Annotated in this window: 24 protein-coding genes; 19 read left to right on the top strand and 5 right to left on the bottom strand. The window is 58.0% G+C overall.

All coding sequences use genetic code 11. The features are described from left to right. Positions 1–18: 18 nt before the first annotated feature. From ACFPPD_RS04635 to ACFPPD_RS04620, 4 genes are all read left to right on the top strand, one after another. Positions 19–1,428, top strand: coding sequence for a sensor histidine kinase (locus ACFPPD_RS04635; protein WP_209743584.1), 1,410 nt, complete (start codon positions 19–21; stop codon positions 1,426–1,428). Next, positions 1,421–2,092 (top strand): response regulator, encoded by a 672-nt coding sequence (locus tag ACFPPD_RS04630; RefSeq protein ID WP_209743582.1) that lies wholly within the window; start codon positions 1,421–1,423, stop codon positions 2,090–2,092. Before ACFPPD_RS04635 ends, ACFPPD_RS04630 begins: the two co-directional genes overlap by 8 nt. 269 nt (positions 2,093–2,361) lie before the next feature. Continuing rightward, on the top strand, positions 2,362–3,087 hold the full coding sequence (locus ACFPPD_RS04625; protein ID WP_209743580.1) for a YwaF family protein: 726 nt from the start codon (positions 2,362–2,364) through the stop codon (positions 3,085–3,087). 114 nt (positions 3,088–3,201) lie between these two features. Continuing rightward, a complete protein-coding gene (locus ACFPPD_RS04620) occupies positions 3,202–3,858 on the top strand; it encodes an SGNH/GDSL hydrolase family protein (protein WP_209743578.1) in 657 nt (218 codons plus the stop codon). 75 nt (positions 3,859–3,933) lie between these two features. Here the strand turns inward: ACFPPD_RS04620 and ACFPPD_RS04615 are convergent, their stop codons facing one another. Next, the gene (locus tag ACFPPD_RS04615; protein ID WP_209743576.1) at positions 3,934–4,257 is read right to left on the bottom strand and encodes a hypothetical protein; all 324 of its coding nucleotides are present in this window, start codon (positions 4,255–4,257) and stop codon (positions 3,934–3,936) included. 138 nt (positions 4,258–4,395) lie between these two features. Here ACFPPD_RS04615 and ACFPPD_RS04610 point away from each other — a divergent pair, with 138 nt between their 5' ends. From ACFPPD_RS04610 to ACFPPD_RS04575, 8 genes are all read left to right on the top strand, one after another. Further along, on the top strand, positions 4,396–5,325 hold the full coding sequence (locus tag ACFPPD_RS04610) for an AEC family transporter (protein WP_209743574.1): 930 nt from the start codon (positions 4,396–4,398) through the stop codon (positions 5,323–5,325). Positions 5,326–5,493: 168 nt separating this feature from the next. Beyond that, on the top strand, positions 5,494–6,618 hold the full coding sequence (locus ACFPPD_RS04605) for a Gfo/Idh/MocA family protein (protein WP_209743572.1): 1,125 nt from the start codon (positions 5,494–5,496) through the stop codon (positions 6,616–6,618). Between the two features lie 2 nt (positions 6,619–6,620). Beyond that, positions 6,621–7,697, top strand: coding sequence for a Gfo/Idh/MocA family protein (locus ACFPPD_RS04600; protein ID WP_209743570.1), 1,077 nt, complete (start codon positions 6,621–6,623; stop codon positions 7,695–7,697). Between the two features lie 28 nt (positions 7,698–7,725). Continuing rightward, positions 7,726–8,607, top strand: coding sequence for a sugar phosphate isomerase/epimerase family protein (locus ACFPPD_RS04595; protein WP_209743568.1), 882 nt, complete (start codon positions 7,726–7,728; stop codon positions 8,605–8,607). Continuing rightward, on the top strand, positions 8,600–9,451 hold the full coding sequence (locus tag ACFPPD_RS04590) for an AraC family transcriptional regulator (RefSeq protein WP_209743567.1): 852 nt from the start codon (positions 8,600–8,602) through the stop codon (positions 9,449–9,451). Before ACFPPD_RS04595 ends, ACFPPD_RS04590 begins: the two co-directional genes overlap by 8 nt. After that, positions 9,448–10,215, top strand: coding sequence for an SDR family oxidoreductase (locus ACFPPD_RS04585; RefSeq protein ID WP_209743565.1), 768 nt, complete (start codon positions 9,448–9,450; stop codon positions 10,213–10,215). The genes ACFPPD_RS04590 and ACFPPD_RS04585 overlap by 4 nt, the downstream gene beginning before the upstream one ends. 217 nt (positions 10,216–10,432) lie before the next feature. Beyond that, positions 10,433–11,503: a mannonate dehydratase gene (gene uxuA / locus ACFPPD_RS04580; RefSeq protein ID WP_209743563.1), complete on the top strand. Its 1,071-nt coding sequence runs from the start codon at positions 10,433–10,435 to the stop codon at positions 11,501–11,503. A gap of 153 nt (positions 11,504–11,656) precedes the next feature. Then, complete coding sequence (locus ACFPPD_RS04575) at positions 11,657–12,301, top strand: bifunctional 4-hydroxy-2-oxoglutarate aldolase/2-dehydro-3-deoxy-phosphogluconate aldolase (protein WP_209743561.1); 645 nt, start codon at positions 11,657–11,659, stop codon at positions 12,299–12,301. Between the two features lie 290 nt (positions 12,302–12,591). On the opposite strand, the gene ACFPPD_RS04570 is transcribed toward ACFPPD_RS04575, so the two are convergent. Beyond that, positions 12,592–13,827 (bottom strand): aminopeptidase, encoded by a 1,236-nt coding sequence (locus ACFPPD_RS04570; RefSeq protein ID WP_209743559.1) that lies wholly within the window; start codon positions 13,825–13,827, stop codon positions 12,592–12,594. Positions 13,828–13,964: 137 nt separating this feature from the next. Further along, entirely contained in the window at positions 13,965–15,008 is a 1,044-nt protein-coding gene (gene add / locus ACFPPD_RS04565; RefSeq protein WP_209743557.1) for an adenosine deaminase, read from the bottom strand. A gap of 209 nt (positions 15,009–15,217) precedes the next feature. Here add and ACFPPD_RS04560 point away from each other — a divergent pair, with 209 nt between their 5' ends. The 4 genes from ACFPPD_RS04560 (at position 15,218) to ACFPPD_RS04545 (ending at position 19,398) form a co-directional block, all read left to right on the top strand. Then, entirely contained in the window at positions 15,218–16,120 is a 903-nt protein-coding gene (locus ACFPPD_RS04560; RefSeq protein WP_209743555.1) for a helix-turn-helix domain-containing protein, read from the top strand. Positions 16,121–16,242: 122 nt separating this feature from the next. Beyond that, on the top strand, positions 16,243–17,751 hold the full coding sequence (melA, locus tag ACFPPD_RS04555; protein ID WP_209743553.1) for an alpha-glucosidase/alpha-galactosidase: 1,509 nt from the start codon (positions 16,243–16,245) through the stop codon (positions 17,749–17,751). Positions 17,752–17,913: 162 nt separating this feature from the next. Next, on the top strand, positions 17,914–18,576 hold the full coding sequence (locus ACFPPD_RS04550) for a helix-turn-helix transcriptional regulator (RefSeq protein WP_378081362.1): 663 nt from the start codon (positions 17,914–17,916) through the stop codon (positions 18,574–18,576). A 12-nt stretch (positions 18,577–18,588) separates the two neighbouring features. Further along, entirely contained in the window at positions 18,589–19,398 is an 810-nt protein-coding gene (locus ACFPPD_RS04545; protein ID WP_209743551.1) for a pyruvate, water dikinase regulatory protein, read from the top strand. 80 nt (positions 19,399–19,478) lie between these two features. Here the strand turns inward: ACFPPD_RS04545 and ACFPPD_RS04540 are convergent, their stop codons facing one another. Together ACFPPD_RS04540 and arfA are read right to left on the bottom strand one after the other, a co-directional pair. After that, positions 19,479–19,799 carry a hypothetical protein gene (locus ACFPPD_RS04540; protein WP_209743549.1) on the bottom strand — a complete coding sequence of 107 codons (321 nt, stop codon included), beginning with the start codon at positions 19,797–19,799 and terminating at the stop codon, positions 19,479–19,481. Positions 19,800–19,961: 162 nt separating this feature from the next. After that, entirely contained in the window at positions 19,962–21,458 is a 1,497-nt protein-coding gene (gene arfA / locus ACFPPD_RS04535) for an arabinosylfuranosidase ArfA (protein ID WP_209743547.1), read from the bottom strand. A 197-nt stretch (positions 21,459–21,655) separates the two neighbouring features. Between arfA and ACFPPD_RS04530 the strand changes: the two genes are divergently transcribed. Genes ACFPPD_RS04530 through ACFPPD_RS04520 form a run of 3 tightly spaced genes read left to right on the top strand, consistent with a single transcriptional unit; the run spans position 21,656 to position 24,245 of the window. After that, positions 21,656–22,573, top strand: coding sequence for an ArsR/SmtB family transcription factor (locus ACFPPD_RS04530; RefSeq protein WP_209743545.1), 918 nt, complete (start codon positions 21,656–21,658; stop codon positions 22,571–22,573). A gap of 8 nt (positions 22,574–22,581) precedes the next feature. Further along, a complete protein-coding gene (locus tag ACFPPD_RS04525; protein ID WP_209743543.1) occupies positions 22,582–23,538 on the top strand; it encodes an RluA family pseudouridine synthase in 957 nt (318 codons plus the stop codon). 14 nt (positions 23,539–23,552) lie between these two features. After that, on the top strand, positions 23,553–24,245 hold the full coding sequence (locus tag ACFPPD_RS04520; protein WP_378081327.1) for a DNA alkylation repair protein: 693 nt from the start codon (positions 23,553–23,555) through the stop codon (positions 24,243–24,245). Positions 24,246–24,803: the final 558 nt, after the last annotated feature.

The following is a 24,803-nucleotide window of genomic DNA, read 5'->3' as shown; positions in this document are numbered from 1 at the left end:
CGATCTAGGAGCTGAACGATGCTATTCGTCTGGATTGCTTTATGGTCGGTCGGGCTAATCCTGCTGCTGGCCGACCCTCGTTCTTCCGTGAACAGATGGCTGAGCGCGGTCGCTTTGTTCGGCGGAGCAGGGGCGCTGGCCGCGACACTGGACAACGTCATTGTTCCGTACATTCACGAGCACCGGCAGAGCCGGGAAATGGAGCAGATCCTGTTTCGCGCGCAGGGAATCGCATCTTTGTCGTCGTATTACGGGCTGCCCTATGCGTTTATGATGTTCGCGATGGCTTACCGGCCGATCATCGCTTCTTCGCGCGTTCGCCGTTTCGCGTCCCTTACGTTGCTGCTGCCCGTCGCCGGTTTTCTGATCTTCACGCCATCATATAACGAAAACTCGCCGATTACGTTCACGGCCGTCGTCTGGTGGGCGGTGCCCTGCATTCTCGCGGGGACGGCGATTATTCTACTCGGCCGGAGCAGTGGGGGCGACTTATCCCGCGCGCATTGGCTGATCGTATTCGCGGTGCTGCCGCCCGTCTTGTTCACGATGGCGATGAGCTACGTTCTCCAGGCGATGGGATGGCTAGGCATGTGGCGGTACAACGTCTGGTTCGTCGGCATCGGCGTCGGGGTATTCCTGATTGGGCTGTTTACGTACGGTTTTCTCGGAATCCGCGTGCTCATCGACCGCCGCAGACTCGATTCGACGCTCCGGGCGGTCACGTCCGGCACGTCGATTCTTCATCACGCGATCAAGAACGACATCGGGAAAATGCGGCTGTTCACCGACAAAATGGCCGCGTACGCCGTAAAGTCGGGGCAAGACGAGCTGCTCGAGGATATTCGCGTCGTTCAGAACGCCTCCCGCCACATTCAGGAGATGATCGCGAGAGTGCATCGCCGGACGGAGGATTTGATCGTGCGTCCGGAGGAGATCGAGCTCGGCGCGCTCGTCCGCGCGACGCTGAAGCCGTTCGAGCCGCGGCTTGGCAACATCCGTCTGCAAACGACCGTTGCCGAGGGATGGGTATGCCGGCTCGATCCGGCGCAGGTCGGAGAGGCGCTCGGCAACTTGATCGGGAACGCGCTGGAGGCGATGAACGGAGAAGGTCGCCTGTTCGTGACGGTGCGCGAAAGCAAGCGGGAGCTGACGGTAGAAGTGCGCGACACCGGGCCGGGCATGGACCGGACTCAAACGGCGAAAGCGCTCGAGCCGTTCTATACGACGAAGGGCGGCAAGGAAACGAGCTTCGGGCTTGGCTTGCCCTACGCCTATTACGTCATGCGCAAGCATGGAGGATCGCTTCGCATTCGCGGCAAAGTCGGCGTAGGGACTCGCGTTTACTTGACGTTCCCGAAGCGGAGCGTGAAAGCCGTGCGGCTCGGCGAGAATCGGTATGCGGAAGGGGGAGTCGGAGCGCATGGATAACGGAACGGATATCAGAAACGTATGGATCGTCGAAGACGACCGGGACTGGCTTCGAGGGCTGCGCGCGTACTTGGACGAGCAGCCAGGCATCGCGGTCGCGGGAACGTCAGTTAATCCGGACGAAGTCCAGCAAGCGCTGGAGGACGGTCGACTGAACGCCGACGTCGTCTTGATGGATATTATGCTGGACGGCTTGCCGGCTGGCATTACGCTGGCGGAAGAAGTCTCTTCGCGGACGGGCGCGAGGGTCATCATGCTTACCTCGATGGAGGAGAAAGAGTTTATTTTCCGCTCGTTCCAAGCCGGGGCGATCGATTACCAGGTGAAGTCCGATTACGAATCGCTTCCTGAAGCGATCCGGGCGGCGGCGCGCCGCGAATCCCCGATCAGCCCAGCGGCGGCGGAGCGGATGAGGGAGGAATTCCGCCGGCTGAAGCGGCTCGAGAAGGAGTTCGAGACGCGGAAGCTGCGGGACCTGATCACCCCGTCGGAGCTGGAACTGCTTAAGCTCGTCGATCAAGGCTACACCCAGTCCGAGATCGCGAGCAGGCTCGTCGTCTCGATCCGCACGGTCAAAAACCACGTCAACCACGTGCTGAAGAAGCTCGGCGTCCAAGGCTCCAAGGAAGCGGCGAGGGAAGCGAAGGACAAAGGGTTGTTCTGAGCGGCGAGAATAACGGGAATGTTGCCGCTTCTGAACGAACGGGATAACTTCGTAAGGGGAACAAAAAGATCATCGAAAAGCGTTTCGAACTTCTCCCCTCACGTAAGCGGACGATCCCATACGGGTTTACGGCGCCCTTGCCAGGAGGGCCTTTTCGTCGTTCGCCGGGCAGAGGGGTACCATGAAAAGTTGGAACTATTTTTCGCAAGCGAACGGTCTAGAATGTAAGGTGTAAGGCGATACGGAGCATCGGAAAAGAGGGGCTGGACATGGCGTTCGAAGCATACTCGTGGGCGCATGGATTGGGAGTCGCGATGGCGGCCGCGATCGTCGCCGGCATCGTCGGTTTTCGCGGCCGGCTGCGCAGCGGCGCGAAGACGAACCGTTATGCGAGGTACGCCCTTGCGGCGATTCTCATCGGCAGCGAATTGTCGCTGCAAGCGTGGTACGGCATCACGCGCAATTGGGGCGTCAATTCGCTGCCGTTCCAGCTATGTAGCATCATGATTTGGCTGTCGGCGGCCGTGCTGCTGACGCGCAATCGTAAGCTGTTCGAGGTAAATTTCTTTCTCGGTATTATGGGCGCGTTGCAAGCGCTCGCGACGCCGAACCTCGACGTCTCGTATCCGCAGTTCCGTTTCTTCCACTTTTTCATCGCCCACGGGGCCATCATCGGAGCGAGCGTATTCCTTGCGGCGACGGAAGGTTACCGGCCGACTATCGTATCCGTATTCCGAGCGCTCGGTTGGCTGCATGTGCTCGCAGTACCGGCGGCGATCACGAATGCGCTGACGGGTTACAACTTCATGTTTCTCGCCCGCAAGCCGGATACGCCTTCGCTCTTGGATTTGCTCGCGCCTTGGCCCTGGTACTTGCTCGAGCTCGAGATCGTCGCCCTTGTTCTGTGCATCGCGATGCTCGGCGTCATCAGACTCGTCGATTACGCGTATCGCGCCGGTCGCTCGCGCCAGGCGCCCCCGCTAAAAGGAGAATAGTAGCCTCTTGATCCGAAGACGCAATTTCGGACTATCCGATTACCGTTCCGCCGTGTAAAATGAGATTGTTTGGACATCGGCATAACGATAGGCTATCGATAGGAGGACGCGGACATGTTGTTGCAACAAGGGGAAAAGCTGCTTTTCATTGGGGATTCGATTACGGATTGCGACCGGCAAAGACCGGACGGAGAAGGGTTATTCGGCGCATTGGGCAAAGGTTACGTGTCGATCGTCGACGCATTCCTGCAAGCCGTGTATCCGGAGCTCGGCATTCGGGTCGTGAACATGGGCGTCAGCGGGAATACGGTCGTGAACCTCCAAGAGAGGTGGGAGCAGGACGTCTCCGCGCGCAAACCGGACTGGCTATCGATCATGATCGGCACGAACGACGTATGGCGGCAATACGACACGCCTTTCATCAAGGAATGGCACGTATACGCCGATCGTTACGAGGCGACGCTTCGCGAACTCGTAGGCAGGACGAAAGCGCAAGTCGGCCGCATCGTGCTGATGACTCCTTTTTATTTGGAAAGCAACAAGGACGACGCGATGAGACGGACGATGGACGAATACGGCGCCATTGTGAAGAAGGTCGCGGAGGAAGAGGGCACGCTGTTCGTCGATACGCAAGCCGCGTTCGACCGGGTGCTGAAGGAGTTGTACGCCGCGACGCTCGCTTGGGATCGCGTCCATCCGACGCAAGCCGGCCACGTCGTGCTCGCAAGGGCTTTCCTGAACGCCGTCGTGTTCGATTGGAACAAAGCGTAAAGAAAACAACAAACAAAACGCACCTTCGGCGCGGGAATGGCGCCGCGGGTGCGTTTGTTTGTTTTGCATCCGCCGCTATTCGTTATCGTCGGATTCCGGCCGCAGCCGGAAACGGTCGATATGGTCGTACAACCGCTCCCGCCGCAGGACGGCAAGTTGCCGATCTCCTATCAGGTCGAAATGGGGGAAAGGGGGCCGGTTATGAATATAGCGGGGATTCAGACCGTTCGCGGCGCACCAGGCTTCGAGCCGCTTCAGATCGGCATTGCCGACTTTCGTGACGGTACGGAATCGGGGAAACCTCGGATCATACCAATAATGGGTGAGGAACGCGGTTTCTCCGCGGCTGACGGCAGCTTTCCAAGCGTTCAATTCCTCTCTTTTGACGCCGAACGCCAAGCGATCACGTCCTTCCCGCAAAGTTTGCGCCGTGCCGGCACAGTGCTTTTTCCGTATTATATCACGCAAACGAGATGGTCGCTCGCGTAACGCCGAACGGCATTGACGGATGAAGGCATGGGGGGCATAATGGACGGCATGGACATTTTTCTGCATATTTTATGGAACAACGTGCTTCCATTGTCGGTCATCATCGGGCTCGGCGCGTTTCTGCACCGCATGTTTACGCTCGATATCAAGACGCTGTCGAAGCTGAACTTCTACTTGTTTTCTCCCGCGATCATGTTTCAATTGCTGTACGGGACGGCGATCTCGCTCGGGCTGCTCGGCAACGTTCTGCTGTTCTTCACGGCGTTCATGCTCGCGCAGTACGCGGTGACGGAAGCGGTCGTCAGGCTAAGGGGATACGACGGCGGCAAAAGAGCGGCGATGAGAAACAGCGTGCTGTTCTACAACAGCGCCAATTACGGCATCCCGATCAACCAGCTCGCGTTCTCGGGCAATCCTTACACGCTTTCCGTGCAAATCATCATCATGATGATGCAATCGCTCGTCCCGAACACTTACGGCATCTATAGCGTGAACGCGCACAAAGCCGATTGGCGCCGCATTCGCAACGTCATCCTGTCGATGCCCGTCATCTACGTCATTCCGGTCGCGTTCGCGATGAGGGGATTCCACGTGCCGCTCCCGGGTTTCCTCGACATCTCGATCGGATATTTGGCGAATGCGTTCATCGGAACGGCGTTGTTCACGTTAGGCGTTCAGCTCGGCAGCATGAAAGGCGGCATCGACCGGGGGCTCGCGCTCGACGTCGGTCTGTCCGTATTATTGCGTCTCGTCGGCGGGCCGCTTCTCGCCTGGGGCGTCGTGCTGGTGCTCGGTCTGGACGGCATGCTCGCTTCGGCGCTGATCGTGTCATCCGCGGTGCCGACTTCATTATCGAGCGTTCTGCTCGCCGTCGAATTCGATAACGAGCAACAGTTCTCGTCGCAGACGGTGCTCGTCTCGACGATCCTAAGTATCGTGACCGTTACGGCAACCATCTATTTGCTTCGCGTCGGTTGAGCGCTTCAGCGCTTCCGGCGCTCTTTTTTTGCCCTCGGCCGGAATAGATAGTAGACTCACAGTTAAATGAGGCCCGATTTCCCGTTCCCGTGATCAAGTTCATCCACGGTTAAAGATGATACAATGGGTTTAGTGAATAAATGACCAATGAAAGCAGGCGAACACGTGATGGATCAAGTAAGAATCGGCATCGTCGGGCTGGGCAACATGGGCACGGGCCATGCGCAATATTTGATCGAAGGTCAAGTGGAAGGCGCGGTATTGGCGGCCGTGAGCGACATGCGTCCGGAGCGGTTGACGTTGGCGACGAAGGAGTGGGGCGATCGCATCCGCACGTTCCTCGACCCGGAGGAGATGTTCCGGTCGGGTGCCGTGGACGGCGTCCTATTATGCACGCCGCACTACGACCATCCGCAACAAGCAATCGCGGCATTCGCGGCGGGGCTTCACGTGCTCGTCGAGAAACCGGCGGGCGTCTATACGAAACAAGTTCGCGAGATGAACGAAGCGGCGGCGGCCGGCGGTAAAGTATACGGCATCATGTACAACCAACGGACGAACCCGCTTTACGGCAAGCTACGGGAGTTGATCGCTTCCGGCGAGCTTGGCGAAATCCGCCGGACGAACTGGATTATCACGAATTGGTATCGTTCGCAAGCTTACTATAACTCCGGCGGCTGGCGCGCGACATGGGCGGGGGAAGGCGGCGGCGTGCTCATTAACCAAGATCCGCACCAGCTCGACCTGTGGCAGTGGACGACGGGTCTCATGCCGAAGCGCATTCGGGCGTTCTGCCAATTCGGGAAGCACCGAGACATCGAAGTCGAGAACGACGTGACCGCGTACGTGGAATACGAGAACGGCGCGACGGGCGTGTTCGTGACCTCTACGCACGAATGTCCGGGAACGAACCGGTTCGAGATCAGCGGCGACCGCGGCAAAATCGTCATCGAAGACGACAAGATGACGTTCTGGCGCCTTCGCCAGCTCGAATCCGAATTCAACGCCGTCAACGAGACACCGTTCGACCAACCGGAAGTATGGAAATTCGACGTCCCCGTTCAAGCGGGCGGAGCCCAGCACCTCGAGATCACGAGGGACTGGACGAACGCGATCTTGAAAGGGACGCCGCTGATCGCGCCGGGAGAAGAGGGTATTAAAGGACTGACGATTTCCAACGGCATGCTGCTCTCGACGTGGACGGACGACTGGGTCGACCTACCGATCGACGAAGAGTTGTTCTACGCGAAGTTGCAGGAAAAGATCGCGCAATCCAAGCGCAAAGGAGAATGACGATGTCCCGTTCGAACGGAATGAACTACGCGCCTCAAGGCAAGCCGAGCCCCGTCGTCGGCCGCGGCGAATTCGTCTTCGCGGCGACGGCTCTCGACCATGGGCATATCTATGGCATGTGCAACGGCTTACAGGAAGCGGGGGCGACGCTGAAGTGGGCTTACGATCCCGATCCGTCCAGGCTCGCGCGATTCATCGAGACGTATCCTCGCGTGAAAGCCGCGGCGTCCGAAGACGAGATCCTTCAAGACAAAGAAGTGTCTCTCGTCGCGGCGGCAGCGATTCCGAATTTGCGCGGCCCGCTCGGCGTGAAAGCGATGGAGCACGGCAAGCATTATTTTACGGACAAAACGCCTTTCACCGATCTCGGGCAGCTGGAACGGGCGAAGATCGCCGCCAAGGAAACGGGGCGCAAATACTCGGTCTATTACAGCGAACGGCTACACGTGGAAAGCGCGGTATACGCGGGACAGCTCGTGAAGGATGGCGCCATCGGACGCGTCGTTCAGGTGCTCGGGCTCGGACCGCACCGGCTGAACGCGCCTTCGCGACCGGATTGGTTTTTCAGCAAAGAACGTTACGGCGGAATCCTGTGCGACATCGGCAGCCATCAGATCGAGCAGTTCCTGTACTACGCCGGTTGCAAGGACGCCGAGGTTCTTCATAGCAAGGTCGCGAATTACAACAATCCGAACTACCCGGAGCTCGAAGATTACGGGGACGCCACGCTCGTCGGCGACAACGGTGCGACGAACTATTTCCGGGTCGACTGGCTGACGCCGGACGGCTTATCCACTTGGGGCGACGGCAGGATGGTCATCTTGGGCACGAACGGTTATATCGAGCTGCGCAAGTACGTCGACATCGCGAGGGAATCGAACGGGGACCAACTGTACTTGGTCAACGGCGAAGGGGAATTCAGGCTCGAGCTCGGCGGGAAAGTCGGTTATCCGTTCTTCGGGGAGTTCATTCTCGATTGCTTGAACGGCACCGAGAAAGCGATGACGCAAGCCCATACGTTCAAGGCGGCCGAGCTTTGCCTGCAGGCGCAGGCGAAAGCGGTTCGAGTAAGCGGATGATCGATCACATAACAAGGGGGCATCGCCAATGAAATTATCGGTATTCACGGTGGCGACGCCGGATATGACGCCGGAAAAATTAGCCGCGGCGGCGAAAAAAGCCGGCTTGAGCGGAATCGAATGGCGGTATACGGAAGTACCCGCCGACGTACGCGGCTCGGAGCCGTCTTTCTGGGGCAACAACTTGTGTACGATATCGCCGTCCGGCGGTACGGCGGAGCTTGACCGGTTTAAGCGGGCCGCCGAGGAAGCGGGGCTCGTCTCGCTGAGCGTGACGCCGTATTTGCGCGCGGGCGATCTCGAAGCGACGGAGAAGGTTCTCCAAGCGGCGAAGCATATCGGCGCCTCGTACATCCGGGTCGGCGTGCCGGGTTACGACCGGACGAAGCCGTTCGAAGAACTGTTCAAGCTCGGCAGGGAGTATTTGGCCGAGGCGGAGAAGCTTTGCAGGAAGTATGGGGTGAAAGGTCTCGTCGAAACGCACCACGTCACGATCGCCGCTTCCGCGTCGGGGGCTCGCAGACTCGTGGAAGGCTTCGACCCGAACCATATCGGCGTGTTGTACGATCCGGGCAACCTCGCGCACGAAGGCTACGAGAACTACAGGATGGGGCTCGAGATTCTCGGTCCGTATTTGGCGCACGTTCACGTGAAGAACGCGGCGTGGAAGCCCGCGGAACGAGCGGAAGACGGCAGTCTCGGCTGGAGTAGCGACTGGGCGCCGATGAAAGATGGGGTCGTTCCGTGGCGACAAGTGATCGGCGATCTCGCGGCGGTTGGTTACGACGGGTATGTCGGCATCGAGGATTTCAGCAAGCAGTTCGCGGATTCGGCGGACATGCTACAGTACTTCGCGGACTATATCGGCGGGCTAATCGCCGAATTGTCCGTATCCGCCGCCGATGTTTGAGTTTACGCACCGGACGGAAGGGCATTACGAGGCGGAATTCCATTCGCATACGTTCTACGAGCTGTACTATTTTCACGAGGGCAAGTGCAATTACTTGATCGGGGACCAGATCTACAATCTGGGCCCAGGAGACTTGATTCTCATGTACGGCATGACTCTTCACTGCCCGAAAGTCGATCCGTCCGTGCCGTACATCCGAACGATCGTCCATTTCGATCCGGCGTTGCTTCGGCCTTACTTGGACGCTCCGAACGCGGTTCCGATCCTGCAGCCGTACGAACGGTTCCGGAATTACCGACTTTGCTTGCGCGGAGAGGACAAGGAAGAGATCGAAAGGCTGCTGCGGACGATGCGCAAGCATCAGGAGCGGGGAACCAAGGTCGGAGAAGGCCGCATGATGCTCGCTTTCGTCGATATCCTCCACTTCGTCTACGAGAAGTGCTTGGAGCCTCTGAACGAGAAAAGGGAGTTTTCTTCGGACAAGGAACGGACGGTACAGGACGTCATCGCCCTGCTGGAGCATCGTTATACGGACGAGGAATTGAACATGGAGCGACTGCAGAAGGAGCTGCATCTGAGCAAGTCGTACTTGGCGAAAATATTCAAGGAAGTGACCGGCGTCACGATCTTCGACTACGTGTACCGGAAACGGGTGAACGAGGCGAAGGTGCTGTTCCTGCTGCATCCGGGCATGGCGGTAACGGAGGTGTCGTTCCGTCTCGGGTTCAAGCATTTGGCGCATTTCAGCCGGTTATTCAAGCAGCAGGTCGGCGAGACGCCGGAAAAATACAAGAGACGGCTCGGAGTCGGGCGGTCATCGGACGGAAAGGCGGAACGATCGTGAATTTATTCGATTTGACGGGTAAGACGGCGGTCGTCATCGGCGGATCGTCCACGCTGGGGGGCTCTTTGGCGGAAGCGCTCGCGGCGTACGGGGCGAAGGTCGCGCTGACGGGGCGGCTGGCGGACAACGCCGAGCCCGTAAGGAAGAGGATCGAGGAAGCGGGCGGCGAGGCGCGCTGCTTCGCGGCCGAAGCGACATCGGCGGAAGATTTGAAGAGGCTGCTGGGCGACGTGATCGAATGGACGGGCGGCGTCGATATTCTATTGAACTGCCCGGGCGTCAATAGCGCGACGCCGTTCTTCGAGATCGCGGAAGATGAGTGGGACCGGATCATGAACGTGAACGCGAAGAGCGTCATGCTCGCATGCCAGACGTTCGGGGAGTATATGGTGTCCCGCGGGGAAGGGGGCAGCATCATCAATCTGTCCTCGGTATCGTCGGGACCGCCGCTCTCGCGCGTGTTCACGTATTCGGCTTCGAAGGCGGCCGTGAACAGCATGACGCAATTTCTCGCGACGGAATTCGCGCCGGCGCGCGTTCGGGTGAACGCGATCATTCCCGGATTTTTCCCCGCGGAGCAGAATCGGTCGATTCTTTCTCCGGAACGGGTCGCTTCCATCATGGGGCATACCCCGATGGGACGCTTCGGAGATCCGGCCGAGTTGCAGGGAGCGACCGTGTACTTGGCTTCGGACAAGGCGTCCGGCTTCGTGACGGGATCGTTGCTGAGAGTGGACGGAGGCTTCGGCGCCATGACGATCTGAGAGGAAGTTCAAAAAGTCCGATTTTGATCACGAAGTGAATCAAGAAGCTTATTCGACTTCGAATCTTGAATTCAGCCGGGACTTCCGGTTCTCGCGTAGGTTTGCCTACGCTCCGATCCTCATTCCCTAGCTTCTTTCAACCTTCTCGGTGCTGAAAACCGGACTTTTTGAACAAGCAATATTAAATTGCAAAAACGAAGAAAAGGGGGCATTCCGCATGTATATGACTTTCCGCTGGTACGGGGAGTCCGATCCGGTGAAGTTATGGCAAATCCGGCAAATTCCCGGCGTACGGGGCATCGTCAGCGCGATCTACGACGTGCCGGTCGGCGAAGAATGGCCTCACGGGAAAATCGAAGAGCTGAAGGCGACGGTCGAAGCGGCCGGTCTCGAGCTCAGCGTCATCGAGAGCGTTCCGGTGCACGAGGATATTAAGCTCGGTTTGCCGACGCGGGACCTCTACATCGACAATTATGCCAAGACGTTGCGCAATCTCGCGCAAGCCGGCATTCGCATCGTCTGCTATAATTTCATGCCGGTATTCGACTGGACGCGTTCCCAGCTCGATTACGAGCTGGAGGACGGCTCGAATGCGCTTATCTACGAAGAGGAAGTCGTTCAACGGATGAATCCGCTTAGCGGCGAGCTGCAGCTCCCGGGCTGGGACAGCAGCTACCGCAAGGAAGACTTGCGCAGGCTGTTCGATCATTACGCGGAAGTGGACGCGGAGAAGCTGTGGGACAATCTCGGCTACTTCGTTCGCAAGATCATGCCGGTCGCGGAAGAGGTCGGCGTCCGAATGGCCATCCACCCGGACGATCCGCCTTGGCCGATCTTCGGCTTGCCGCGCATCATCACGGACGGCGAAGCGCTCGATCGTTTCCTGCGGCTCTACGACAGTCCGGCGAACGGACTTTGCCTGTGCAGCGGCTCTCTCGGAGCGGATCCGGGCAACGACATGGCGGCGCTGGCGAGGCGGTTCGGGGCGGAAGGGCGAATCAACTTCGTTCATGCGCGCAACGTCAAGCATACGGGAGAGAAATCGTTTCAAGAATCGGCGCATTTGTCTTCCGCGGGTTCGATCGACATGGCGGAATTCATCAGAGCGTTGCGGGACGTCGATTTCGACGGTCCGTGCCGGCCGGATCACGGCCGCATGATCTGGGGAGAGACGGGCAAACCGGGATACGGTCTTTACGACCGGGCGCTCGGAGCGGTGTATTTGAACGGGCTGTGGGAGGCGTACACGAAAGAGCGGGCAGCTGCGGCGTCGGGAGTACTAGAGTAGCAACCCGGCGGTTGACGTTCGTAGCTGTGGGGGAGGAAAAAGCATCGATGCACGGTGTTCAGAAGCTTCCGTCGGTGTTACAATGATGGCGTGAATGAACCGGACGGGCCGTTGAAGCCGAAATCTCTTGCCGACGCGAGAAGGAGTTTGACTATGTCTTCCCCATTGATGCAACAATTGACCCAAGAGAAAATCATCGCCATCGTACGGGGCATTTCCCCGAACGACGGCAACGCGACCGCGAAGGCGCTTGCCGACGGAGGCATCGTCTTCCTGGAAGTAACGTTGAATACGGACGGCGCGCTCGGCATGATCTCGCGCTTCCGGGAAGCGTACGGCGATCGCATGCGGATCGGCGCGGGTACCGTTATCGATCTATCGCAGGCGAAGGAAGCGATCGCCGCGGGGGCCGAATATTTGATCGCGCCGAACTTGGACGAGGAAGTCGTCCGTTACGGCGTCGAGCGCGGCGTAGAAGTGTGGCCGGGAACGATGACGCCGACCGAAATCGTCCGCGCGCACAAAGCGGGAGCTTCGGCGGTGAAGCTGTTCCCGATGGGCTCGCTCGGCATTAACTACCTGAAAGAAATTCGCGCGCCGCTCAATCACATTCCGATGATCGCGACGGGCGGCGTCAACTTGCAGAACATTAAGTCCGTGCTGGATGCCGGAGCGATCGCGGTCGGTCTCGGCGGCAATCTTATCGACAAGCAGCTCGTGAAAGACGGCAAGTTCGACGAACTGACGAAGCTCGCGCGCTCGTTCGTCAACGAAGTTCAAGGCGCGAAGCTCGTATAGGCATGGTGGAAAAGAAAAGGCGCCGCGACTCCCGGCAAGGGAGCGCGGCGCTTTTTTACTTGGTTGTTTTGTGCTCTTGCGATGTTTTTCATCGTATGGCGTACGAGAATGGCATTTTATTGAGCTGCTGCGATGTTTTCCATCACAAGGAGAAGTAAAATCGGATTTTTCGGCGCAAATGGACTCTATTGTGATGTTTTTCATTCGTATGGGGCCAAGGATTTCCGTTGTGTAGAGCTGATACGGTGTTTTTCATCACGACAGCTCCGCGCTCCGCAGGCCGGACGCGACTACTCGATCGCCCAATTGCCGGCGCGGAAGATCGGCTCGACGGCGCCGTCCGCGGTAATGCCGTCGATCTCGAGATCGGCTCGGCCGATCATGAAATCGACGTGGGTCAAGCTGTGGTTGACTCCGCGCTGCGCCAGCTCGTCTTTATCCATTTCGAGACCGCCTTCGAGACAGAAAGGGAAGCCGAAGCCGATGGCTAAGTGACAAGCGGCGTTCTCGTCGAACAATGTGTTGTAGAAGATCAGGTTCGTATCGGAGATCGGCGACCGGTGGGGAACGAGCGCGATCTCTCCCAAATAATGCGATCCGTCGTCCGTCTCGACGAGCTGCTTGAGCGCGTCGTAAGCTTGGTCGGCTTTGTAATCGACGATACGTCCGTCCTTGAACGTGAACGAGAAGCCATCGATAAGCTTGCCGTTATAGCTCAGCGGCTTGCTACTCGACACGGTGCCGTTGACGCGTTCCCGGTGCGGCGTCGTGAACACTTCCTCGGTCGGCATGTTCGGAATGAAGACGTTGCCCGCCGCGTTGCGGGCGCCGGCGCTCGTCCAGAGGTGGCCGTCGGTCAGCCCGATCGTCAAGTCCGTGCCGGGAGCGCGGTACCGAAGTTCCTTGTAACGGCGCTCGTTGAGCCGCTTCGCCTTGGCGCCGAGCGTGTCCGCGTGCCGTTTCCACGTGTCGACCGGAGTCGGGTCGTCGACGCGCGTCGCTGCGAAGATCGCGTTCCATAGCGCGTCTACGCGTTCCGCTTCCGGCAACTCCGGAAACACTTTGCTCGCCCACAGCTCGTTCGGGCAAGCGACGATCGACCAAGCGACTTGATTTCCTAACGTAAAGCGGCGGAAGGGCTGGAGCGCGTTTTGCTGCGCCTTGGTCATTCGGCTGATCCGGTCCGCGTCGATGCCTTTCAGCAGATCTGGATTCTCGGAGGAAATCCTTAGGAAGGCCGCTCCGGCTTCCGCCATCTCTACCCGGCCCTTGGCGTGCCATTCCGGATAGTGGGACAAACCGTCTTCGGACGATAGTTCAGCGCGCGCGCGAGCGACTTCATCGTCGCTCCAGTCGACGTGGACGTATTTCGCGCCTAACTTATAAGCGTGCTTCGCGGCTTCCCTAACAAGGGGTGCAGCGGAAATCGGAGAGATGATGCATAATTGCTGGCCGTGCTGCACGTTGACGCCGACTTCGACGGCTAGAGCGGCGTATTGTTCCAATCGTTGCTGAAAAGTGGTCATATGTATCGCTCCTTTGCGTCCATTATAGTCAATCGGCGCATTCGCATGCAAAAAGGCGCTTCCCGAATCGCGTTGTCGCGATCGCGGGATGCGCCTCGATGTTCCGATATGTTCGATGCGCTAGCGGTAGCCGAAGATTAGTGAATTTCGTAAAGGCCCATTTCCGCGAAGATGCTCTCGAAGTCGCGCTTCAGCTCCGCTTTCTTGTCGCGCTCCAAGAACGAAGCGTCGACGCCGTTCAGAATGATCTCGGCGATCTCGCGCGTCGTGAAGCCGAACTTCTCGGCTAGTACCCGGTATTCCTTCGTGATATTCGTGCCCGATACGCCGGGGTTGTCGGTGTTCACCGTGAACAAGATGCCTTGATCGTAATATTCCCGGATCGGATAGACGTCCCAACCGGCTACCGCCTTCGTCTGAATGTTGCTCGTCGGGCAGAGCTCGAGGGGGATGCGTTGCTCGCGAATATAATTCAGGATGCCGCCGTCCTCCTTCAGGCGCACGCCGTGTCCGATGCGGCTCGCGCCGAGCCGAAGGACCGCTTCTTCGATGTTATGGGCGCCGGAGGCTTCGCCGGCGTGGATCGTGATCGGAAGTCCGAGCTCCCTGGCGAGGGCGAACACGTCACGGAACAGATGGGTCGGGTATCGCGATTCGTCGCCCGCGAGATCGACGGCGACCAAGCCTTGGCCGGCGAAGCCGGCGGCGGCGCGCACGACTTCGAGGTTGACGTCGGGCTCGTGGTTTCTCATGCAGATCGCGATCGCCCGGGCGATGACGCCGGTATGCGCTTCGCCGAGCTGCAGACCGCGAAGGACGTGGCGAATCGCGTCGTCCGCCGATAATCCCGACGCGCGGTGAAGTTGGGGCGCGAAGCGGACTTCGATGTACTTGATGCGGTGCTCGGCGGCTTGCGCGACCGCTTCGAATGCGACTTGTTCGAGCGCCTCGCCGGTTTGAAGAAAGGGCAGCACGAAATCGAACTTGGTCAAATATTCGGTTAAGCTGGCGCAATTCGAGCCGACTTGGACATAGGGCAACAATTCGGATTCGGTTTGGGCTGGTAGGGGAATGCCTTGGCTTGCGGCGAGCTTAACGAGAGTGTCCGGCGTCACGCAGCCGTCGAGGTGAACGTGCAGGTCGACCTTCGGCAATGCCGACAACAGATTTGCGTTATCCATCCCAGTTCGCTCCCTTCGAAAAAATATTGTTAAGTAATATAACATAAACAACCGAATTTCAAAAGGGGGAATCGGTTATTGTTACATATATGTTATATATTCTCACTTGATGAAGAGGTGATGAGGAAGGATTGACTGCCATAGTCCGATACGACATAGTAGGATTAACGAGAAATGACGATTAACGGAATAACCGTCTGGAGGTAGCGATGGGACACGGAAGCCTTTTCGACCGCCGGTTGTTGGGGGAATCCCCGTATTCGCCGCGTATTTACGCGTATTACTTCAAGCAGTGGGAACGGTTCAACATGGACAGCCATCGGCATGATTCGACCGAGATCATGTACGTCATCCAAGGAGAATGCGTCGTCGCGTGGGAAGGGGAGGACGGCAAGGAACGCTCGGACAAGCTGGCCAAGGGCGATTTCGTCGTCTTGGACGCGCTCGTGCCTCATCGTCTCGTCGTCGAAGGGGCATGCCGGATGCTGAACGTCGAATTCGGTTTCGCCGAACGAAGCCCGGATGACGGATTTCCGTCGATCGGCGAATTGGCCGCGCGGGAGCTTAGTCTACGGGAACTGATCTCCGCATCGGCCCGGCATCTCGCGCTTAAAGATCCGGACGACGTCTATCATGCGCTCAGAAGCCTCGTCCTGGAACTCGATCGCAAGGAAACGAACGACGGCGGCGTCATGGAACGGTTGCTGCTCTCCCAACTGCTCATTCGGATCGCAAGGCTGAGGGGGGAGTCGCAGCTGAGCGGAGGCGCCGGCGATACTTACGTGAAGAAATGCATCGGCTTCCTCGGGCAGAACTACGACCGACCGCTATCCGTGCAAGAGGCGGCCGCCCACGTGAATGTCCACCCGGGTTATTTGCAACGCATATTCAAGGCGCAGACCGGACGGACGCTCGTCGCCTATTTGACGGAGCTGCGCATGGAGAAAGCGAAGATGCTGCTTTTGCATACCGACATTCCGATCGCGGACGTGTCGGATTACGTGGGGGCGGGAAGCCGGCAATATTTCCACGAAGTATTCAAGAAGCATACCGGGCTGACGCCGCTTGCGTTCAGGAATTCGATGGACAGAATGGTGCGGACGTACGAATAGTTAGAATAGCTGACAATTCGAAGCGAATCTGGTCCGTTTTCCGATAACGCTTTCTTCATGGCGCTTGCTACAATGGTCTGGAAGCGAGTATCCATGATGAATATGAGTAGGGGGCGTATTCGGTGAGTTTCAAAGTCGCTTTCATCGGTGCGGGGAGCATCGGATTTACAAGGGGATTGCTGCGGGATTTGCTTTCCGTCGAAGAATTTCGGGGAATCGAAGTTGCGTTTACAGACATTAACGAGCATAACCTGGACATGGTGACGAGACTTTGCCAGAGGGACATCGAGGAGAACGGTCTCGACATCGAGATCCGCCCGACGACGGACAGGCGCGAGGCGCTTCGCGGCGCGAAATACGTCTTCTGCACCATTCGCGTCGGCGGCTTGGAGGCGTTCGCCACGGACGTCGATATTCCGCTCGCGTACGGAGTCGACCAATGCGTCGGGGATACGCTCTCCGCCGGGGGCATCATGTACGGACAGCGCGGCATCTCGGTCATGCTCGATATCTGCAAAGACATTCGTGAGGTAGCGGACAAGGACGTCCTGCTCCTCAACTACGCGAATCCGATGGCGATGCTGACGTGGGCATGCAACAAGTACGGCTGCGTGCGGACGATCGGGTTGTGCCACGGGGTGCAAGGCGGCCACTGGCAGATCGCCGAAGCGTTCGACTTGAACAAGAAGGACGTCGATATCGTCTGCGCGGGCATCAACCATCAGACCTGGTACGTCCAAATCCGCCACGACGGTGAAGATATGACGGGCAAGCTGCTCGAAGCGTTCGAGCAACATCCCGACTTCAGCCGGACGGAGAAAGTTCGCATAGATATGCTTCGGAGATTCGGCTACTACAGCACGGAGTCTAACGGGCATCTGAGCGAATACGTGCCGTGGTATCGCAAGCGTCCGGACGAGATCGCGGAATGGATCGACCTCGGCAGTTGGATCAACGGCGAGACGGGCGGCTATTTACGCGTCTGCACCGAAGGCCGCGATTGGTTCGAGACTGACTTTCCGAACTGGATGAAGGAGCCTGCTTATCGTTACGAGGCATCGGAGCGCGGAGAGGAGCACGGCTCTTATATTATCGAAGGGCTGGAAACGGGGAGAGTCTATCGCGGGCACTTCAACGTCGTCAATCGGGGCGTCATCTCCAATCTGCCGGACGACGCGATTATCGAAGCGCCGGGATACGCCGATCGCAACGGCATCTCGATGCCGCTCGTCGGCGACTTGCCGCTCGGCCCGGCGGCGGTATGCAACGTCAGCATTTCGGTGCAACGGCTCGCGGTCGAAGCGGCCGTCCAAGGGGACGACAAGCTGCTGAGGCAGGCGTTCATGATGGATCCTCTCGTCGGAGCGGTATGCAACCCGAACGAAATCTGGCAGATGGTCGACGACATGCTCGTCGCCCAGGAGAAGTGGCTGCCGCAATACGGCGACGCGATCGTCGCCGCGAAAGCCCGCCTCGCGTCCGGCAAGCGCGTCCCGACGAAGGAAGGCTACCGGGGCGCCGCGCGCCTGCACGTGAAGACGGTCGAGGAGATGCAAGCGGACCGGGAAGCGGCCAACCGGAACGCCGGCGAGTCGGATAAAGGCAAAGACCGGGCCAAGGCGGGGCACTAACCGGAACCGGCAAGGCGTAACCAGGTATATACTCGGGAACGAAAGCCCTCATCGGCGGCGATGAGGGCTTTTATATCGTTATATATCGAATATTGAATTTGAATATTGTGACCTATATCCGTTTGTGGTATACCATATTTATCGACTTATGCACCATCTTTGATAGAAAGGAGCGGAACCGCCATCGAACTCACCGCACGACAAATCGCAATCGTCGACCACGTGAAGAAGAACGCCCCGATTACCGGCGAACAAATCGCCGAATATTTGGGCATAAGCCGTCCGACGATCCGTTCGGACTTATCCGTGCTCGTCATGCTCGGCTATATCGACGCGAAGCCGAAGGTCGGCTATTTTATCGGAAAAGCGTTAAGTCCGGAAGGCCGACAAGGAGAGAAGTTCCTTAGCTTGAAGGTGAAAGACGTCATGAACCGTCCGGTCGTCATTTCGGAGAACGCCACCGTGAACGACGCCGTTATCGCCTTGTTCGTCGAAAGCACGGGCCATATCTCGGTAACGGACGAACACGGCGCGCTCGCGGGCATGGTCAGCTTAAAGGATCTATTGAAGATTACGCTAGGCAATCCCGGCGCCGCGGCCGTTCCGATCAGCATGGTCATGACTCGTTCTCCGAGAGTCGCCTACGTGTTCCCCGACGATTCGGTCATCGACGCGGCAAGGAAGATGCTCGATCACCAGGTGAGCGGATTGCCAGTCGTGCAGACGGGCGGAGACTCGGGCCGGCTCGACATCGTCGGCCGCATCACGAAAACGAACATGACCCAGGCGCTTGTCGATCTGGCGTCGGGTTTCATCGCGGAGTAGGGGGAAGAGAGCATGGCGGAAGAGCGTCAAAAAACGATATTCGTCTGTTCGGACGCGGTCGGGGAGACGGCGGAGGCGGTCGCGAAAGCGACGGCGCGCCAATTCGCCACCGAACAGGTGAAGATTCGCAGGTACGGCAATATCAAGCAAGAGGACGAGATCAAATCGATCATTCACGAAGCATCGCGGGCAGGCGGATTCATCGCTTATACGCTCGTTCAACCGGAGCTCAGGGAAACGATGCGAGAAGAGTGCATCCGCAGCGGCGTCAGGGCGGTCGACGTCATGGGGCCGATGATGCAGGCATTCATCGATACGTTCAACGATTCGCCGAAATACCAGCCCGGCCTGCTTCACGAGATGGACGAGAATTATTACCGCAAGATCGAAGCGATCGAGTTCGCGGTCAAGTACGACGACGGCAAAGACGCCCGGGGACTTTTGCAGGCGCAGGTCGTACTCGTCGGGGTGTCGCGCACGTCGAAGACGCCGCTCAGCATTTATTTGGCGCACAAAGGCATCAAGACGGCCAACTACCCGCTCACGATCGAAGTGAAGCCGCCGCAGGAGCTCTTCTCCCGTGCCGATCGGCTTATCGTCGGGCTGACGATGCAACCGGAGAGGCTGCTGAAGATCCGCACCGAACGTCTGAAGGCGCTCGGGCTGCCGAGTCAAGCGAAGTACGCTTCGATGGAACGCATCGAGAAGGAAATCGAGTTCGCCGCGGGTATGATGAAGCTGCTTCGTTGCCCGATCATCGACGTATCGGAAAAGGCGATCGAGGAGACGGCCGGACTCATCATGGAGATGCTCGTCTCCTAGCGAACGCGACAAAGCCTGAGTCGACCGGGAAGCGATACTTCCTGGTTCACTCAGGCTTTGTCTTTGAACGACCTCTTCAATTAACGGTCCATCAATTCGCGGATCAGTTGTTGCTTCCTCGCGGAGCATGGCAGACGCTTGGAGGTATCTCCGAAGAACAGGTGGTGGTCTCCGACGACGGAGATGTTCCTCACGTTGACGTAACAATCGGAGGCGATGCGGAAGAAGGTGGCGGAGTCGGTTACCAAGCGGTTTCTTTCATCGGCGGACATTCTCTTTTTGATGTTATAGTTCCGTCCGTGAAAGCTGATCAATCCGTGCGCCCCGACTTTGAAAAACAACGTGTCCTGGCGCGGGTCGAAATCCTCGTATACGTTTTTGTGCTGTAGCGCTACAGTCATCGTTCCAAATCCCCCTCAGAAAGATGTTTTTGTGGTAGCGCTTACAGTATAGCACGGCTCAGACCCGTTTGTGAATACTTCCGAAAAAAATGATAACAAATGACAACGACGGCTTTCGGAAAAGAGGGCGGTAAGCCCGTCTTCCGAAAGCCGTCGTCGGCGTTACGCGAGCGTCGTCTTGACGCGGATGACGTTCCAGGACGCTTTCCCCAGAACGGAGGAGACTTTGGAGCCGTCCGCTTGCGCGTTCCCGCGCGCGTGCGGCGCGACGTTGTCCGGATTCCGCGCCGTGTTCGTCGCTTTCAGATCGGCGTGCTCGAGCACGAGATGCTCGATAACTTGGCAATTGCCGAAGCTTCGCAAGTCAGCTTCGAAAGGCAGCGATTCGTTCAGATCGCGGTTGACCGCGAAAATGGTCGCTTCGCCGGCTTCTTCGTTATAGACGGCGATGGATTCCAGGTACGGAATGTCCGTAATGGCTTTCGTATCGTATTTCGGGGATTGGACGAGCGGCACGAGAGCGGTGCCTCTTCCGAATACGGACGCGTGCATGAACGGATAGAAGATCGTCTGCGCCCACGCGTCTCCGCCGTTCTCCGTCATGATCGGCGCGATGACGTTAACGAGCTGCGCGAGACAGGCCATGCGGACGCGGTCTGAATGCTTCAGCATCGCGATCAGCAAGCAACCGACGACGAGGGCGTCTTCCATCGTGTACACGTCTTCGAGCTGCGGCGGCGCGATCTGCCAAGGGGCGATTTGTTTGTCCGCGTCGTTGGAGTGGAACCAGACGTTCCATTCGTCGAAGCTGAGATACATCGTTTTGCTGCTTCTTTTCTTCGCTTTGATATAGTCGCAAGTCGCGGCGACGCTGCGGATGAAGTCTTCCATCTCGAGCGAGCGGCCGAGAAACGTCGGCGTATCGTTCTCGTGGTTGCCGTAGTAGGTATGCAGCGACAAGTATTCGACGTGCTCGTACGTATGGTCGAGCACGGTCGCTTCCCATTCCGGATACGTCGTCATGAACTTGCCGGAGCTGCCGCAGGCGACTAGCTCGATAGTGGGATCGACCCATTTCATGACTTTGGCGGATTCTTGGGCGACGCGGCCGTATTCCGCAGCCGTCTTGTGGCCGATCTGCCATGGGCCGTCCATTTCGTTGCCAAGGCACCATGTCTTGATGTTGTGAGGATCCTTGTAGCCGTGCGAGACGCGCAGGTCGCTCCAATACGAGCCGGACGGATGGTTGGCGTATTCGACGATTTGGCGGGCTTCTTCCACGCCGTGGGTGCCGAGGTTGATCGCCCACATGACGTCGGAGCCGGCCGCTTTGGACCAGTCGGCGAATTCGTTCAAACCGAACAGGTTCGGTTCGACCGTTCTCCAAGCGAGCTCAAGCCTGCGCGGCCGTAGCTCGAGCGGTCCGACGCCATCCTTCCAGTCGTAGCCGGAGACGAAGTTGCCGCCGGGATAACGAATGATCGGCACGCGAAGCTTGCGGATAAGGTTCAGAACGTCTTTGCGGTAGCCGCGTTCGTCGGCCGATGGATGCCCGGGTTCGAAAATGCCGCCGTACACGGCGCGTCCAAGATGCTCGATGAACGAACCGTACAGTCTTTCGTCGATCTTGGAAATGGCGAAGTCTTTGTCGATGATCATCGTTGCTTTGCGGGACAGAGGGATCACTCCTAAGTTAATGTTATTATTAACCGATAAACAAAAACATGTTTTCAACTCCTATTAAAACCGAAAATATTCAATTTGGCAACCTATTTACTTGTGGAAAGTGTTGATTTTATTAGGATTTATATTTATATTAATTGTATAGGATGAACAAGAGAGTAGGAAGCGAACAAATGATTAAAGCGAACACCGATCGGAAATGGCTGCCTTTGTACGAGGCGCTCGCGAGCGACGTGAGGCTGAGATTGCTCGAATTGCTGGCCGAGAAGCCGATGAACGTGAAGGATATTGCCGAGCGGCTGTCGCTCAGCAGCGCGATCTTGACGATGCACGTCCGCAAGCTGGAGCAGGCCGGATTGATCTCCGCGAAGATGGTCCGCAAAGAAGGGGGCACGCACAAAATGTGCGCGCTCGCAGAAACCGCGGTAGAAATCGAGCTTCCGCACGCCGAGGCGGCCGACAAGCCCTATTACGAGCAGCACATACCCGTCGGCCATTACACGTCGTTCGAAGTGTTTCCGACGTGCGGGCTCGCGACGCGGGAGAAGCTCGTCGGCCAATACGACGATCCGCGGTATTTTCTCGATCCGGAGCGGGTGAACGCGGCGATCCTCTGGTTCGGGAAAGGGTATGTGGAATACAAGCTGCCGAATTACTTATTGCCTAGCCAAGAGGCGGAGCAGCTGGAGATCGAGTTCGAGATCGCTTCGGAGGCTCCGGGCGCGAACGACCAGTGGCCGTCGGACATCCGCTTTTACTTGAACGGCGTTCCGCTCGGGGAATGGACGAGCCCCGGGGATTTCGGCAGCCATGCCAAAGGGCGGTTCTCGCCGGATTGGTGGCATCCTTCGATGAACCAGTACGGATTATGGAAGTCGCTACGCGTGAACCGGGACGGCACGTTTATGGACGGGCAACGGTTATCCGACGTCACGTTGGACGATTTACGGCTGGACGACAAGTTCTGGACGCTGCGGTTCACGGTCGAGGACGACGCGACCCACGTCGGCGGGCTGACTTTGTACGGAGCCGGGTTCGGCAACTATAATAAAGACATACAATTTCGCTTGCACTACAGCCAGAGGAGATAAATTCGACCATGATCAATCGTACCGTCACCCCGTCCGAGAGCGGGAAGCGACTTCATCGCTATTTGAGGAACCTGATGCCGAACATTCCCCTCGGGCAAATCTATAAAATGATCGACAACGGCAAAGTGAAGGTGAACGGCAAACGTAAAAAGCAGGATTACGAGCTTGCTGCAGGCGACGAGCTGTCGCTGTACGTGGAGGAATCCGCATATCAAGAAGCGAGCATCGGCCAGAAAAAACAAAAGTACGTCGGCGTGAACGCGAACGTGGACGTGTTGTACGAGGATGCCGAGCTGCTCGTCGCGAACAAGCCGGTCGGCATGTTGACGCACCCCGACCAGACCGACCAGAAAGATACGCTTGTGAACCGCGTGCACGCTTATTTGTATCGCAAAGGCGAGCTGGACAGCCCGCTGTTCATGCCGGCGACAGCGAACCGGCTCGACAGGAATACGAGCGGCATCGTGCTCGTCGGCAAGACGGCCGGAATGCTTCACGGTCTCAATCAAATGATCCAGAAACACGAGCTGCGCAAGTTCTACGTGACGATCGTCGAAGGAAGGCTGACCGGCGAAGGAACGCTTGCCGACGATCTGATCCGCGACGATAAGAACAACCGGACCCGCGTCGTGGACGGGAACTTGGACGTCGAACGTCTGGGCGGCGCCGGACAGGTCAAGTCGGCGGAAACCCGCTATCGCGTCCTTCAGACGGGCGGTTCGCACTCTCTCGTGGAAATCGAGCTGATCAGCGGGCGTACGCACCAGATTCGGTCCCATTTTCAACATATCGGCCATTCGTTGCTCGGCGATATCAAGTACGGCGGGCATCGGTTCGGCGACGTCAACCATCAGTTGTTGCACGCGTGGCGCATCGTGATGCCGGACGGAAGGGAATTCAAGGCGCCGGTTCCGCCCGATATGAGAACGGCGATGGCGAAGGCGGGGCTAAGCTTCAACGAATAAGGAGGGCGAGACGGTTGGCGACGGAGGCGGAGAGGTACGCAAGCGATCTGGCCGCGTGGTTCAGGCGGCACGAGGATAGGGGAACGGCGATCCCGATGGAAAATTACATGCGCGGGCAGTATCCGTTCCTCGGCATCAAGACGCCGGAGCGGACGCGGCTGACGAAGGCGTTCTGGGCGGAGCGCGGCTATCCGGCGGACGAAGACGTGCTGGAGATCGTCAACCGGCTATGGGCGTTGCCCGAGCGGGAGTTCCAGAACGTCGCGATGGCGTTCCTCGAACGATACAAGAAGAAGGCGAAGATCGGGGACATCGAAGCGTTCGAGAATCTGATCACGACGAAGTCGTGGTGGGACACGGTCGATTATTTGGCTGCACATACGATGGGAACGCATCTGACGCGGTTCCCCGAGCTGCTATCGGAATACCCGGAACGTTGGATTCGCTCGGACAATATGTGGCTTCGCCGCACGGCTATCCTCTATCAGCTCGGCTACAAGGGCCGCACCGACGCGGACAGGCTGTTCGCGTACGTCTTGCGCTGCAAGGACGAGAGCGAGTTCTTCATCCGCAAGGCGATCGGCTGGGCGCTGCGCGAATACGCCAAAACCGACTCAGAGGCGGTGCGGCGGTTCGTTGCCTCGAACAAGCTTTCGCCGCTCAGCGTGCGGGAGGCTCTCAAGCATATCGGTAAAGGAACGGGATAGGTCGAATAAGCCGGGTAAGCCGGAATGCCGTGAAAGCTGTGAAAGCTGTGAAAGCTGTGAAAGCTGTGAAAGCCCGGTAGGCCGATAAGCCGGTTAAGCCGAATGAGTCGGTTAAGCCAAAAGTATGCCCCCTCGTTTCCCTCCCTTCGGGCAATTCCTGCGAAAGTGCATCTTTTCGAAGACGAAAGACGCCGTAGAATGATAATTCCTGCGAAAGTGCAGGAAAATTACCAATAAACGCCTCAATCGCGTATGCGCTCGGTAAATTGCTGTATTTTCGCAGGAATCGATCGCTCCGTTATGACGGGTACGCAAATAACTGCACAATTGTAGGCTTTTTCAAAAATATTCGCTATTCTGCATCGAGCTGACGCAAGCAAGTCCGCCTTCTACAACATACGCAACGCTACCGGGCGAAGCACGTAACGCACGACGTGTTTGCCTTCCGTGCCGGCGACGGGCGCGAACAACTCTTTCTCGCACAACGCTCGAAGCGTCCTAACGGCAGTGCGGTGGTTCAAGCCCAGGTGTGTTTCCACGTCGATAGGGCGCAATGAT

Origin of the sequence: Cohnella suwonensis (assembly GCF_042655365.1) — a bacterium.
GTDB lineage: Bacteria > Bacillota > Bacilli > Paenibacillales > Paenibacillaceae > Cohnella > Cohnella suwonensis.
The sequence above is the reverse complement of the archived record's forward strand: the minus strand, read 5'-3'. Positions and strand labels throughout refer to the sequence as shown.